This window comes from Flavihumibacter profundi, assembly GCF_020076305.1.
Lineage (GTDB): Bacteria > Bacteroidota > Bacteroidia > Chitinophagales > Chitinophagaceae > Flavihumibacter > Flavihumibacter profundi.
The window spans coordinates 836089-849909 of the sequence record NZ_JAIQXE010000001.1 but is presented as its reverse complement, the minus strand read 5'-3'; the positions used below and the strand labels follow the sequence as shown (position 1 = coordinate 849909).

The window sequence follows — 13821 nt, the reverse complement described above, 5'->3', positions numbered from 1 at the left end:
TAAGGCATTTTTTTGGCTGTATTTATGGTTAAAATCCAGGATATTTGCAAATAGCAAGTAATTGATATGGAACCAAAAACGAGTTATCCTAAAGATAAAATCAACATTTTATTTCTTGAAAACATCAGCGACAAAGCAGTAAAACACTTTCAGCGTATGGGTTATGCTTCGGTGCGCAAGCTTGGTGGCGCACTTTCTGAGGCAGACCTTATCAGGGAAATCAAGGATGTGCATTTGCTTGGCATCCGGTCCAAGACCCAGATAACCGAAAAAGTATTAGCCGCAGCTACAAAATTACAGGCTATTGGTTGTTTTTGTATAGGCGTCAACCAGGTAGACCTTAAGGCGGCGACAAGGAACGGGGTGGCGGTTTTTAATGCACCCTATTCAAATACCCGTTCTGTAGCCGAACTGGTTATTGGATTAGCAATTATGCTGATAAGACGCATTCCTGATAAGAACAAGGCAGCACATGAGGGTGTTTGGATGAAAGACGCGAAAGGAAGTTTTGAGATCAGGGGAAAAACCCTGGGTATTGTGGGTTATGGCAATATTGGCACACAGGTAAGTGTTCTTGCCGAAGCTATGGGTATGAAAGTGATCTTTTACGACACACTTACCAAATTACCATTGGGCAATGCAATAGCTGGTAAAACGCTGAAAGATGTATTAAGCCAGTCAGACATTGTTACTTTACATGTTCCAGAAACTAACCTGACGAAAAACATGATTAATAAAAGCACCTTAAAATATTTCAAGAAGGGTTCCATCCTTCTGAATTATGCAAGGGGTGAGGTCGTTGATCTTGAAGCTTTAGCAAAAAGCCTGCAGGATGGACAGTTAAATGGGGCCGCCATTGATGTTTTTCCTTGGGAACCAGAAAAGAACGGGGACCGCTTTCAAACCCCGTTGCAGGGTTTACCAAACGTAATTTTAACACCACATATCGGTGGCTCAACTGAAGAGGCGCAGGAGAATATTGGGGAAGATGTTAGTGTTAAGTTGTACCAGTACCTGGAAATGGGTACGAGCTTTGGTTCACATACAGTTCCATCATTAAGTTTGCCGCCACAGGAAGGTACCCACCGGATATTGCATATTCACAGAAACGTTCCTGGTGTGCTATCTGCGATTAATACGGAACTCTCTAAACACAAAATAAATATCCTGGCCCAATACCTTAAAACCAACGAAGACATTGGTTATGTGGTATTGGATGTCGATAAAAAATTGTCGAGCCAGGCCCAAAAATTGCTCAGGGATGTTAAAGATACCATTAAAGTGAGGTTGCTGTACTAGGTCATTAAATTTAACAGTATGAAACTGGTAATAGCTGGTGGTGGGTTTGGGGGACTAAAACTGGCCAGGCTTTTAAACAATAAAAAAGGTTTTGAAATAATCCTTATTGACCGGTTTAATTATCACCAATTCCAGCCTTTGTTTTACCAGGTGGCTACAGCAGGTCTGGATGCCAGTAATATTTCATTCCCGCTTAGAAAAATCTTTCAAAAAAGCAAGAATGTGCGGATCCGGATGGCAGAAATAAAACGGATTGACACTTCTGCAAAAAGAGTAGTTACTGATTCTGGAGACATTGAGTATGATATTTTAGTGCTAGCGACAGGTGCTGGCACTAATTTTTTCGGTAATGCAGAATTAGAGCAGAATGCTTTTCCCATGAAATCAACTGTTGAAGCCCTGCAAATTCGCCACTGCCTTATGGAGAACCTGGAACGGGCTGTAACTTCAGCTGATGAACTGGAATTAAGCCGGTTGATGAATATTATCGTTGTTGGGGGTGGACCAACTGGTGTCGAAATATCCGGTGCAATTGCAGAAATGAAATTGTTTGTTTTACCTAAAGACTATCCCGAGCTTGATTTTAGTAAAATGTCGATTTTCCTGCTTGAAGGATCAGGTAAAGTTCTTGGATCCATGAGTGCAAAAAGTTCTTCCCAGGCAAAAAAATACCTGGAAAAATTGGGTGTTATAGTTAAGCTTAATACACAGGTAAATTCATATAATGGATTGAACCTGAAATTATTAGATGGAAATATAATTCCTTCTGCAACTGTTATTTGGGCTGCTGGTATAAAAGGGAATATACCCGGTGGCTTTGAATCACTTTCATTCAAAAAAGGTAACCGACTTGAGGTCGATTTATTTAACCAAGTAAAGTACATGGACCATATTTATGCAATAGGTGATATAGCCGCTATGCCTTCAGCCAATTATCCTAATGGCCATCCGCAGGTAGCATCGGTTGCCTTGCAACAAGCAAAAAACCTTGCTAAGAATTTAAAAAAACAATTAAGGAAAGAGTCAGGTTTGCAGGCTTTTAATTTTAATGACCGGGGATCTATGGCAACCGTTGGCAGAAACCTTGCAGTTGTAGACATACCTAAACCTAAGTTTCATTTTGGAGGATTTCCTGCCTGGCTCATTTGGATGACACTTCACTTAATGCTAATTCTTGGGGTAAAAAACCGTCTCTTCGTTTTCCTGAACTGGCTTTACAATTACCTGACTTATGACCAATCACTTCGCCTGATTTTTAGTGAATTTACCAGAGGAAAAACTTCCGCAGGTAGATTATAACATAAAGATACTATTTAACATAATATAAATTATAAGACATTCGGAAACTAAAAGAGCAACCTCATAAATGAAGTGGCTCTTTTAAGATGCTGTATAAACTAGTGAATTTTATCTACATTATTGAATTTGTCTTCGTAGACCTTTAATTTATCTTTATTGCCTTTATTATCGTAAATAGTGATCAACAAATCATAGGCATCTTTCAGGTAACCTTTTTCGTCCATTTTCAATTTTCCCTTTCCTCCAAGAATCTCATCAACTTTTTCCAGATAAGGAACTGCAGCATCAAATTTCTGAGTAATTAACCCACGTAACTCATCTTTTTTCTTCAGTTCTTCGGGCTTTAGTTTGCCTCCCTGAGGCGGACGGATTGCTTTATTCTGGTTGTTAAAATCAACCCCCTGGTTATATTGGATTTGTCCAAGTACCAGGTAAGCTGCAGCATAATCAGGTTTTTCACCAATAACCCTTTTTAGGTTTTCTTCTGATTTAGCAATCAGTTCAACTGAATTGGGTGGTCTTTGGGCCAGGTCTGGTTTGTAGGCATCCTGATACATTTCAACAGCATAATTATACCGGATGGGTGTATTAGCAGGGTCTTCAGCCAGGACTGATTCATACAATTTATATAATGCGGGTTTATCGCCTTTTTCTCTGGCCATATCTAACTCATAGGCTGACCAGAATGGATCTTTTGGAAAAACTTCTTTTCCCAGGGCAAGGTATTTACTTGCTGTTGCAGCATCTTTTTTAGTGTTATAATTGTAATCAACCAGCCATTTGTAAATTTCCACCATTCCCTCGCCATTCACTTTTGCTTCGGCAAGTTTGGCATAATATATTGCAGCATCGTCTTTTTTGTTGGCTTTTTCAGCACTTATCCCTGCATAAAGTACTACGGTAGTATCCAAAGTGATATTACTCCATTTCTTAGAAATCATGTACTCACTTACAGTAAGGCATTTCTTGAAATTATCAAATGCAGGCTCAAATCGATTCGCATTATAATTATCTGCACCCACTTTAAAATATCCCTGGTAAATATCCATAACTGGTTTATAATTATCCAGTTGCATTAAAACTAACTGACCTTTCTCGTCAAGCACAACATACTGTTTAAGTGCTTCAAAAGCCGTCCACCTTGCATCAGGTGTGCCTGCTGCCAATGCCGGGTCCTGCGCAATTTCAGAATATATTTTTGCTTTAGTATACCAACCTTCTATGCTCTTTGCATTTTTCTCAGTGGCCAGGTATTGGTCAATCTGGGTTTTTGCTTCTGCCAGTTTTTTGGATTTTAAGTAATCCTTCGCCTTATCGAGGCTTTGGGCAAAAGAGGCTAATAAGGTAAATGCCAGCATCGTTGTAAGAAAGCACTTTTTCATCAGTCTTATTTTTGTTTGTAGGTTTTGATATTACTCCACGGGGGTTGATTGTCCGTCAGATGTATTTTCCGATTTATTGGTTGTGTCTGCATTGGGAATTTCTTCGCCATTCACAATATCTTCACTATCAATGGGCTGGTTTTCCACTTCCACCTCGTCAATTTTAGTAATTGCTGCAATTTCATCATTGCCCTGTAAACTAATCAGTTTTACTCCCTGAGTAGCCCTGCCAGCTTCCCGAATATTACTGATAGCTGTACGAATAGTCAAGCCACTTTTACAGGTGATCATCAGGTCCTGGCTTTCCTTTACATCCAGTATTCCGACCAGTGGCCCTGTTTTCTCCGTAACGCTAATCGTCTTAACTCCCTTACCTCCACGATTAGTAATCCTGTATTCATCAATCTGGGTCCGCTTTCCAAATCCTTTTTCACTGACAACTAAAACAGTTTTATCAGTTTCGTCCTTTTTGACACATATCATGCCAATTACTTCATCAAGTTCTCCATCAACTTCAATACCAGCGACTCCTATAGCGCCCCTGCCGGTTGGGCGGACTTTATCTTCGGGGAACCGTATGGCGCGGCCACTTTTTACAGCCATCATAATTTCGGAACTACCATCTGTCATCCGGGCATCTAACAGTTGATCGCCTTCAACGATAGTGATAGCGTTTACACCTGTTTGACGGGGCCGGCTAAAATCTTCCAGCAATGTTTTTTTAATGATGCCCTTTTTAGTACAAAGAACAATATAATGTGATTTTACAAATTCCTTATCATCAAGGTTAGATACGTCAATAATTGCACGAACCTTGTCATCAGGTGGCAATTGCATCAGGTTTTGGATTGCCCTTCCCTTGCTGTTTTTTTCACCTTCAGGAATTTCATACACTTTAAGCCAGTAACAACGGCCTTTTTCGGTAAAGAAAATCATGGTATGGTGGGTGGAAGCGACAAAAATATGCTCAAGGAAATCTTCATCCCTCGTCCTGCCTCCCTGTGCACCCCGTCCTCCCCTTCGCTGCGACCGGTATTCAGTTGCTGATGTCCTTTTAATATAACCCAGATGAGAAATAGTAATCACAACATCTTCTTCGGCAATGAAATCAAGTATATTCATTTCATCTGCGAGATAAGTGATTTCCGATTTCCTTGGAGTTGCAAATTTTTCTTTTACTTCCACTAATTCCTTCTTGATCACTTCATACCGCATTCCTTCATTACCCAGTAATTCCTGCAGGTGAGCTATTAGCTTCATCAGGGAGTCATATTCTTCCCTGATTTTTTCCCTTTCCATGCCAGTAAGCCTTTGTAACCGCATTTCCAGGATAGCTTTTGCCTGAATTTCATCAAGGCCCCAACCTGCATTCACCAGGTTTTCCTTGGCTATATCGGGTGTTGACGAACTCCTGATCATGGCAATCACTTCATCAAGGTGATCAAGTGCTATCAGGTATCCCTGCAACAAATGCGCACGTTTCTGCGCTTCTTTCAACTCATATTTTGTACGTCGAACAACAACTTCGTGCCTGAATTCTACAAATTCATGGATCAGGTCGCGAAGGTTCAGGGTACGTGGCCTGCCTTTTACAAGGGCAACGTTATTTATACCAAAAGAAGTCTGTAATTCTGTGAATTTGTACAATTGATTCATCACCACGTTAGCAACAGCATCGCGTTTCAGGTCAATAACAATACGTGTTCCTTCTTTCTGGTTAGATTCGTTGTTAACGTGTGCGATTCCCTCAATTGTTTTTGCAATTACTAACTGACCTATTTTATCACAAAGAGTATCCCTGTTAACCTGGTAAGGTGTTTCAGTAATAATAATCTGTTCGCGTCCGCTGGGTTTTGTATCTATATGCATTTTGCCACGCAATACAACCCTTCCGTGTCCGGTAGTAAGACCTTGACGAACACCATCCATCCCCCAAATAGTTCCGCCGGTAGGGAAATCCGGGGCTTTTACATATTTAATAAGGTCTTCAGCACTAATATCACGGTAATCAATGTATGCAATACAACCATCAATTACTTCGCCGAGGTTATGGGGCAGCATATTGGTGGCCATACCCACAGCAATACCTGTAGAACCATTCACCAGCAATTGAGGGACCCTTGTTGGAAGCACAGTAGGCTCTTCCAGTGAATCGTCAAAGTTGAGTTGGAAATCAACAGTATCTTTTTCGATATCCTCGAGCATCGCTTCCGCAAATTTTTGCAGTCGAACCTCTGTATATCGCATTGCTGCCGGTCCGTCACCGTCCTGGCTGCCAAAGTTACCCTGCCCATCGATCATGGTATGGCGCATACTCCACTCCTGGGCCATCCTAACCATTGTAAAATACACCGATGCATCACCGTGCGGGTGATATTTACCCAATACTTCCCCCACAACCCTGGCCGACTTTTTATATGGCTTATTTGAAGTGATCCCAAGGTCATTCATCGCATACAAGACCCTGCGATGAACAGGCTTTAGCCCATCCCTAACATCCGGCAGAGCACGGCCAACAATCACCGACATCGAATAATCGATGTAAGCTGTCTTCATTTGCTCTTCAATATTGATCTGAATGATGCGGTTGTTATCGTTTGTTTCCAGCGGCGTCAGATTTTCTTCCATGCTTTAAAAGTTAACCGTCTCAATAGTTTTTGTTTATTCGAAATAATGCCTTTTTCAAGGTGGGCAAATCTACCCTTTTTAGCACTCAAAACCTTAACAAATCGGGTCTTTTTAAGCCATTTTTTCCACCAGTATTCACCATCCTTTTTGTACATTTAGGGTTGAATTATTATTTGGGCTTACCGGATTATTCACCACAAAACGGACGGATCATGCAACAGTACAGGTTGTTGCGCAACAACAGGGAAACTGGACCATATACCTGGCAGGATCTTATTGATCTGGGTTTAAAGGCATATGACCTGGTTTGGGCGGAAGGAAAGAGTTCTTCCTGGCGGTATCCTTCAGAGTTTGAGGAACTGAAAGCGCATGCACCACAGGCTACGGAAGACTTTTACGTTCAATTTCATACCCCCGCTTTGGCAAAACAGGTTGCCCAGCCCACTGCTGTAAAATCAGCCACTGTCAAAAAAAACAACCAAAGGAGATATGTTTCGGTTATTTTACCACAAATGACCAAGAAACCCGAGGTCGCAACCATAGTTCAGCCAATTGTTCAACCTATTATTCAACCAGTTGTCCAACCAATTGTCCAGTCCGTTCCCAAATTGCCGGAAAAAACTGAAATCTCACAAAGGGAAGACAGAGATATATCCATTCATGATGCCCTTCCAAACCGCTCCAGGAACCGGTTTTTGATAGCAGGAGCATTCCTTGTGGTCTTGGCTGGAGGTATTTATTTTGGAACCTCACAAAAATCGTGGATAAAACCAAAAGTTATTAAACCAGACCAGCAAGCTGAATCTCCTGAAAAACTCATCAATCCATCTGCCGGAGTAACCGACGAAATTAAAAATGATGATATAGTCCGCCTTCAGCCCAATGCTGTTCTAAATTTTGCAGCTTATAAAAGATATGTGGAAGTTATTCCCGGGAATTTTAAAGTTGGATTTTTTGGGGGGGTATACAACCTTCAGTTAATTGTTAAAAACACCAGTAATAATCCCCTCAAGAATATCGTAATTGCCATTGATTACCTCAACAAAAACAAAACTATTTCTCATACTGAAAACATTAGAATTAATACAATTGAAGCCAACCAGTCTTTAACTGTATTAGTGCCTGATAGCCGAGATGGAATTGCCTTTCAAACCAGAGTTATAAGGGTAAATAATTTATCAGCCCCATAAACTTATTCACCTTATTCGTGTATGGCATATCGATTGAACATAATAGTTTCACATATCCGGCTACGTTAGCAATTATACTACCAGGATTATGACCAATACAGGATTCAGATACTTTGCCTGTTTACCAAACCCTTGGTAAATTCCAGATTCCCGTTAAGCCCGGTAAATATTCAGTTTGGATTGATGTCATTGTACCATACCACGATTTTCATTACAGGCGCATTGAACAAAACAGAGAAGAAACCATAGAATTGGGGCGGCTTGTCCTTACCCCTGGAATAGTAATGTTTTCTTGCAATAAAACCGAAACAATGCCAATTGTATTAGTCATTAAGGTTATCACATTTCTTATAAAGGGAATGGAAAAGCCTTGCAACAAACCGTTGCCGAATTATCTAAAACTATTCGAAATATAGATAGTGTTTAGGTAAAAAGTTATCAAGGCCCACGTAAAAGATGGCAATTTATCCATGTATGGAGTCATCTGTGAAATTTCATCCTGGGTGGAACGATAACAATAAATCCAACTTATTGCGGAACCTCCGCTTCCTTTGTGGATAATATGTTGTAGTCCATATCCCGCAATACAATCTTGTATTTTCCAGGAAACAGGTATAACCAGTAATATCCATCACTTCCTGAAATATAGGTTTGGTCTGCGGGAACAAGCATGCCAATAGGTTTTTTATTGGCTTCATTGAGGTAATATGCCTGCACCATGAACAATTTTTTCTCTGTCGGACGAACGGCAAACTCCTTGCGCTGACCATTCAATGAAAGCCAACCGGGCCTGTTATGGATTGGTGTAGCCAAAGGCAGAATGACCTGTACATCATAATGGTCATTTTCCAGCAAACTCACCGGGGTATCATTTCGAAAAGCAATAACTGGTTCTTTCAACCTGATCTTTGAAGTCAGCAATTGGTAAAAATACCGGCCGTATTCAAAGGAACTGCCTTCGCACATTTCTGTTAGGTCAATTGTAAATGGATTGATACCGGTAAACCGGCGGAATGCCACAGCCATTGGGATATAGTCCTTGCCTATTTTGGCTTCGCTGATATGTGCGTGGCCTGCCAATACCAATATTTTGGCAGCGGGGTCTTTCTGAAGAATAGCCGCAATACGCGCAGCCTGGATAGCGTCTCTTCCTGTACCACTATGATTATCTGAGAGCGTATCTTCATATGGAACCAAAGTAAATCCAATATCCAGTGCTTTCCGCACTAATTCCCCGGCAATGGGTTCTGCGGTGAAATATCCAGTCCTTATATCCACTTCACCTAAACTCCGGTCAGAACGGTTATTCAATAGTTCCATAGCCAGGTAACGGAAGCCCGATTGGTAAAAATCTTTTAACAATCCCAGGATAAATGCGCGATGCATTGCCATATGGTGCGCTTCATTAATCATAATTACCCGTTCCTCTGCCGCCCTCGATAAAATATAACCACGCGCATCCCTGAACTGCACTGACTTCATAGTATCGAGGAAAAGCCGGGCATCCTGGTAACCAGCCGCTGAAATGGAATCATAATCCTTTTGGCCATAAAGAGCAGCAGTCAGGTAATCACCGGCAAAAGCAAAATCCTGAGCCATTATGGTGAATTTTCCCGGTGTTTCTGCAAAGCGGCCAGCCATTTTCCCAGAACCAAGGGCTGCCAGATGTCGGTATATTGGTTTCAGGTAATTGAACCCTTTCAAATCATATAAAGGATTTCGAATAATTCCTGAATCCTGCAACAAAGAATCTTGCAGGATATGCTGCTGTAATTGTTGCAAGGGTGCCGTTAGCTGTGATTCAGCCCAAAATGGAAATAATATACAAAGACCCGAAACCAGGAATAATTTCATGTTGCAAATAGAAGTTAATAAAGCGTATACTCCTGTTAGGGAATGATTAAAAATTTTCGGACAGTAACCGATCAGAAAGTTCTTTCATTCCTGCAGTAGCCAGGTTTTCTATTGCAATAAGGTTGGGCAGGGAGATGCTATCAGGTATTTTCTTATCTACTATGAACTTTGGAATATGGTAGGGTGCATAGTTGACCAATCCGGCTGCCGGATAAACGACCAATGAAGTGCCCACAACAGCAAATATGTCAGCTTTCCGCACTAGCTCTGCAGCTGCAGAAATCCTTGGAACCGGTTCTTCAAACCATACAATATCCGGCCGCCATGCTGTTCCGTCAGGTGCCAATTCGCCAGGCAGCATATCCTGAGTAATGGAACTTACTATGTCTGGATTGACCTCGCTTCTCCTTTTCAAAATCTCTCCGTGTAAATGAAGTACATTGTCGGAACCTGCCCTTTCATGCAGGTCATCAATATTTTGTGTCACAATAATTACTTCAAATTTTTCCTGTAATCCGGCCAGCAAAATATGTGCGACATTTGGTATTGCTTCAAATACATTTTTTCTTCTCTGATTATAGAAATTCAGTACCAGGGAAGGATTGCTTTTCCAGGCCCGCGGAGTGGCCACTTGTTCGATATCATAACCCTCCCAAAGCCCATCACTATCACGAAAGGTTTTTAATCCGCTTTCTGCACTAATTCCTGCACCGGTCAGAACAACAAGCTTCTTTTTTTGCATACTGCAAAAATAAAGCCTAAGGTGCTTTACTTCTCACCTGCCATTAGTAAAACTTCATTCCACTCTTCTGTTGTTACCGGTTGGACAGAAAGACGTCCAAGCCTTATCAGCGCCATTTGGGTAAGGGCAGGATTGGCTTTTATTTGAGCTAAACCAACCGGATTTTTCAGCTTCCTGACTGGAGCAAGATCCACTACTAACCAGGCATCTTCTGTTGATGTGGGGTCGGGATAATATTCTTTTACAACTTTTGCTATGCCAATTATTTCCAATCCCTCATTACTGTGATAAAAGAATACAAGGTCATCTTTCTTCATTGCACGCAGATTATTCCGTGCGGCATAATTGCGAACCCCATCCCATAAAGTTCGCTTGTCTTTCACAAATTCATCCCAACTGTATTTGAAGGGTTCAGATTTTACCAGCCAATATGCCATAATTGTGAAGTTTAAAACAATTTTCACCATCCGCTCGCCAGCACATCAGCTATATGCATTGTTTTGATCGGCAGGTTTTTATTGCGGATATAACCATCAAGGTGCATGAGACAGGACAAATCGGTTGATATGATACAGGTGGCGCCTGTTTTCTGGGCATTATTGACCTTTTGTTCTGCCATCGCAATTGAAATGGGCTCGTATTTTACAGCAAAGGTTCCACCAAATCCGCAACAGGTTTCAACATCTTCCATTTCGGCCAATTCAAGTCCTGCTACATTTGCCAAAAGCTTTCGGGGTTCTTCCTTTATCCTGCATTCCCGTAAAGCGGCACAGGAATCATGGTAAGTTGCTTTAACCGGAAGGCAGGCTCCCAGTTTTTCAACCTTTAGTACATTAACCAGAAATTCCGAAAATTCATAGGTACGTGACCTTAAATCCTTCACTTCATTATGGACTGAAGAGTTATCAAATAATTTCGGGTAATAGTTCCTGACAAATCCGGTACAGGATGCGCTTGGTGAAACTATGGGATCATCGCTTCCGCTATTTTCAATGATGAATTTTTCACAAACCGATTTACTTTCATCCCAGAAACCTGCATTAAAAGCAGGCTGTCCGCAACATGTTTGGTTTTCGTTATATTTTACAGTACAGCCAAGCTTTTCCAGTACTTTAACCATATTAAAAGCAGTATATGGAAAAAGCTGGTCAACAAAACAAGGTATGAATAGCTGAACCTGCAAAATTTATAGTTTAAAGCTTTTTTGAAGAGCAATCATTTTTAAAGCTGTAATAGCGGCTTCTTCGCCTTTATGTCCATGTTTCCCGCCAATCCTTTCCTGTGCCTGCTCATCGGTATTAACCGTAAGTACTCCAAATATCACTGGAACCGGCAAAGCAAGATTCAGGGAAGTAACACCATCCGTAACCGCCTTGCAAACATAATCGAAATGAGGAGTATCACCTTTTATCACACACCCCAGCGCAATAAAGGCATTTGGCCTTTCATCCATATATTTCTTAGCTTCCCAAAAAGCCTTAATAGCAAAAGGAATTTCAACAGCACCGGGAACAATTAATGAAAGAATATTTTGTATCCCTTGTTCTGTAAATATCCTGTGGCATCCATTTTCTAATTCATTTACAATTGCTGCATTCCATTCAGTTTTCACAATAACAATACAGGCATCCTTTGCAAGAATGCCTGTATTAAGTGTTAACAAGTTTGCATTTCCAGTACTTGCCATAAATTATATTTGGTCGTAAGGAATTACTCCGTTTCTCCCAGGCGTGCGAGGTATTTATCAACTTCAAAACCTCTTTCAGTGCGTGGATATTTTTCCTTTATTGTTTTGTATGCTTCAATAGCTTCTGCATTTTTACCCAGGCTTTCATACAGGTAACCAGCACGGAACAGATATTCAGAAGAATTGAATTCATCCTTATCAAAAAGGCCGGCTGCTTCACGGTATAATTTAGCGGCTTCTTCTTTTTTACCTTGCTCAGAATACGTATCTGCTAAAAGGCTCTTTGCACGGGCATTAATCTGTGGTGCACCAGTTGAAAAATCCTTCAGGTATTTTTCCGCTTTGGCGTAATCACCTAAACGAAGGTAAGATGCACCAGCATAGAATTTCGAAAGGTTTGCTGCCGGTGTACCACTGTAACGATCTATGATCTTTATAAAACCAGGGTTGGTGGCATCACCATTCAGGGCTAATTGCAGCGAATCCATGCGGAAATAATTCTCCGCCCTGAATATGGCTTCGTTTGCTTTTTCAGTTTTTGGTCCGGATATAAAATATTTATATCCTGCAACACCACCTGCAATAATCACAATTGCAGCAACTCCAATTAAAATATTTTTACTGTTCTGTTGCCAGAATCCGGTAACCTTATCTACGATTTCTACTTCAGGGATTGTTTCCACAGGTATATGCTTATGATCAGCCATATTAAGTTTTTATTTATATTTTAGTCAACTATGAACGGATAAGATTGGTCTACATAAATATCTTTGAGCACTTCACTGTCATCCGGCCATGGGCTTTCTTCAGCAAATTTTACACATTCTTCCACTTCCTCTTCAACCCTTTTATTGATAGCATCAATTTCTGCCTGGGTAGCAAATTTATTGGTCAGTATAGTGGTCAGAACCTGCTCAATAGGGTCCCTTTGTTTGTATTCATCGACTTCCTCTTTGGTACGATATTTCTGGGGATCAGAAATGGAGTGACCTTTATAACGATACGTCTTGATTTCAATCAATGTGGGTCCGTCACCTTCACGGGCACGTTTTACAGCACGCGAAACACTTTCATGTACAGCTTCTGCACTCATCCCGTCTATTGAATCAGCCGGCATTTCATAGGCATCCGCCAATTTATAAATATCAACTACATTGGAGGTCCTTTCCACTGAAGTCCCCATTGCATAGTTATTGTTTTCGCAAATGAAAATCACCGGCAATTTCCACAACATGGCAAGGTTAAATGTCTCATGCAGCATACCCTGGCGGGCGGCACCATCACCAAAAAAGGTGAGGCAAACAGCATCAGTACCTTTATATTTTTCGGCAAAGGCAATTCCAGCCCCTGTTCCGATTTGGGCGCCGACGATACCGTGGCCTCCAAAAAATCTTTCTTTTTTACCGAAGAAGTGCATACTTCCGCCTTTGCCTTTGGCACATCCGGTTGCTTTGCCATACAACTCAGCCATACATGATTTAGCGCTAATACCTTTTGCAAGTGCCAGGCCATGGTCACGGTAGGCTGTAATAAAGGCATCTTCTGCTTTTGTAGCAGTCATACAACCCGCAGCAATGGCTTCCTGGCCAATATAAGCGTGGAAAAAGCCGCGGATTTTACCTTCCATCTTGTATTTCTCTTCAGCCTTCAGCTCGAACTGGCGGATCAACAGCATCAGTTCGTACCAGTACAAATAGGTCTCCTTTGAAAATTTTGTTGCCACAGTTTTTATTTTGAGAG

General features: G+C 41.2%; 12 protein-coding genes. 3 read left to right on the top strand and 9 right to left on the bottom strand.

Annotated elements, in window-relative coordinates; all coding sequences use genetic code 11:
- The first annotated feature begins 66 nt into the window (after positions 1-66).
- A complete protein-coding gene (gene serA / locus LAQ65_RS03540; protein WP_224115559.1) occupies positions 67-1299 on the top strand; it encodes a phosphoglycerate dehydrogenase in 1233 nt (410 codons plus the stop codon).
- A gap of 18 nt (positions 1300-1317) precedes the next feature.
- Positions 1318-2598 (top strand): NAD(P)/FAD-dependent oxidoreductase, encoded by a 1281-nt coding sequence (locus LAQ65_RS03535; protein ID WP_224115558.1) that lies wholly within the window; start codon positions 1318-1320, stop codon positions 2596-2598.
- Positions 2599-2696: 98 nt separating this feature from the next.
- Here the strand turns inward: LAQ65_RS03535 and LAQ65_RS03530 are convergent, their stop codons facing one another.
- Both LAQ65_RS03530 and gyrA read right to left on the bottom strand, forming a co-directional pair.
- The gene (locus tag LAQ65_RS03530; protein ID WP_224115557.1) at positions 2697-3980 is read right to left on the bottom strand and encodes a hypothetical protein; all 1284 of its coding nucleotides are present in this window, start codon (positions 3978-3980) and stop codon (positions 2697-2699) included.
- A gap of 30 nt (positions 3981-4010) precedes the next feature.
- Positions 4011-6608, bottom strand: a complete 2598-nt coding sequence (gene gyrA, locus LAQ65_RS03525; RefSeq protein ID WP_224115556.1) for a DNA gyrase subunit A — start codon at positions 6606-6608, stop codon at positions 4011-4013.
- Positions 6609-6820: 212 nt separating this feature from the next.
- Between gyrA and LAQ65_RS03520 the strand changes: the two genes are divergently transcribed.
- Entirely contained in the window at positions 6821-7798 is a 978-nt protein-coding gene (locus LAQ65_RS03520) for a hypothetical protein (protein ID WP_224115555.1), read from the top strand.
- Between the two features lie 528 nt (positions 7799-8326).
- Here LAQ65_RS03520 and LAQ65_RS03515 read toward each other — a convergent pair.
- The 7 genes from LAQ65_RS03515 to pdhA are packed head-to-tail and all read right to left on the bottom strand — an operon-like array spanning position 8327 to position 13804.
- The gene (locus LAQ65_RS03515; protein WP_224115554.1) at positions 8327-9652 is read right to left on the bottom strand and encodes a hypothetical protein; all 1326 of its coding nucleotides are present in this window, start codon (positions 9650-9652) and stop codon (positions 8327-8329) included.
- Between the two features lie 46 nt (positions 9653-9698).
- Positions 9699-10394: an SIR2 family NAD-dependent protein deacylase gene (locus LAQ65_RS03510; protein WP_224115553.1), complete on the bottom strand. Its 696-nt coding sequence runs from the start codon at positions 10392-10394 to the stop codon at positions 9699-9701.
- A gap of 26 nt (positions 10395-10420) precedes the next feature.
- Positions 10421-10831, bottom strand: coding sequence for an EVE domain-containing protein (locus LAQ65_RS03505; RefSeq protein ID WP_224115552.1), 411 nt, complete (start codon positions 10829-10831; stop codon positions 10421-10423).
- A 23-nt stretch (positions 10832-10854) separates the two neighbouring features.
- Positions 10855-11577, bottom strand: a complete 723-nt coding sequence (locus LAQ65_RS03500; protein ID WP_224115551.1) for a (Fe-S)-binding protein — start codon at positions 11575-11577, stop codon at positions 10855-10857.
- 3 nt (positions 11578-11580) lie between these two features.
- Entirely contained in the window at positions 11581-12081 is a 501-nt protein-coding gene (ribH, locus tag LAQ65_RS03495; RefSeq protein ID WP_224115550.1) for a 6,7-dimethyl-8-ribityllumazine synthase, read from the bottom strand.
- A gap of 23 nt (positions 12082-12104) precedes the next feature.
- The gene (locus LAQ65_RS03490; RefSeq protein WP_224115549.1) at positions 12105-12788 is read right to left on the bottom strand and encodes a YfgM family protein; all 684 of its coding nucleotides are present in this window, start codon (positions 12786-12788) and stop codon (positions 12105-12107) included.
- 20 nt (positions 12789-12808) lie between these two features.
- Positions 12809-13804: a pyruvate dehydrogenase (acetyl-transferring) E1 component subunit alpha gene (pdhA, locus tag LAQ65_RS03485; RefSeq protein WP_224115548.1), complete on the bottom strand. Its 996-nt coding sequence runs from the start codon at positions 13802-13804 to the stop codon at positions 12809-12811.
- Between the last annotated feature and the right edge of the window lie 17 nt (positions 13805-13821).

What these genes read in the sequence shown, in the direction of transcription:
- LAQ65_RS03515 (WP_224115554.1), bottom strand. Translation starts at nt 9,652, where the DNA reads ATGAAATTATTCCTGGTTTCGGGTCTTTGTATATTATTTCCATTTTGG.
- gyrA (WP_224115556.1), bottom strand. Translation starts at nt 6,608, where the DNA reads ATGGAAGAAAATCTGACGCCGCTGGAAACAAACGATAACAACCGCATC.
- LAQ65_RS03505 (WP_224115552.1), bottom strand. Translation starts at nt 10,831, where the DNA reads ATGGCATATTGGCTGGTAAAATCTGAACCCTTCAAATACAGTTGGGAT.
- ribH (WP_224115550.1), bottom strand. Translation starts at nt 12,081, where the DNA reads ATGGCAAGTACTGGAAATGCAAACTTGTTAACACTTAATACAGGCATT.
- LAQ65_RS03510 (WP_224115553.1), bottom strand. Translation starts at nt 10,394, where the DNA reads ATGCAAAAAAAGAAGCTTGTTGTTCTGACCGGTGCAGGAATTAGTGCA.
- LAQ65_RS03490 (WP_224115549.1), bottom strand. Translation starts at nt 12,788, where the DNA reads ATGGCTGATCATAAGCATATACCTGTGGAAACAATCCCTGAAGTAGAA.
- LAQ65_RS03520 (WP_224115555.1), top strand. Translation starts at nt 6,821, where the DNA reads ATGCAACAGTACAGGTTGTTGCGCAACAACAGGGAAACTGGACCATAT.
- LAQ65_RS03535 (WP_224115558.1), top strand. Translation starts at nt 1,318, where the DNA reads ATGAAACTGGTAATAGCTGGTGGTGGGTTTGGGGGACTAAAACTGGCC.
- LAQ65_RS03530 (WP_224115557.1), bottom strand. Translation starts at nt 3,980, where the DNA reads ATGAAAAAGTGCTTTCTTACAACGATGCTGGCATTTACCTTATTAGCC.
- serA (WP_224115559.1), top strand. Translation starts at nt 67, where the DNA reads ATGGAACCAAAAACGAGTTATCCTAAAGATAAAATCAACATTTTATTT.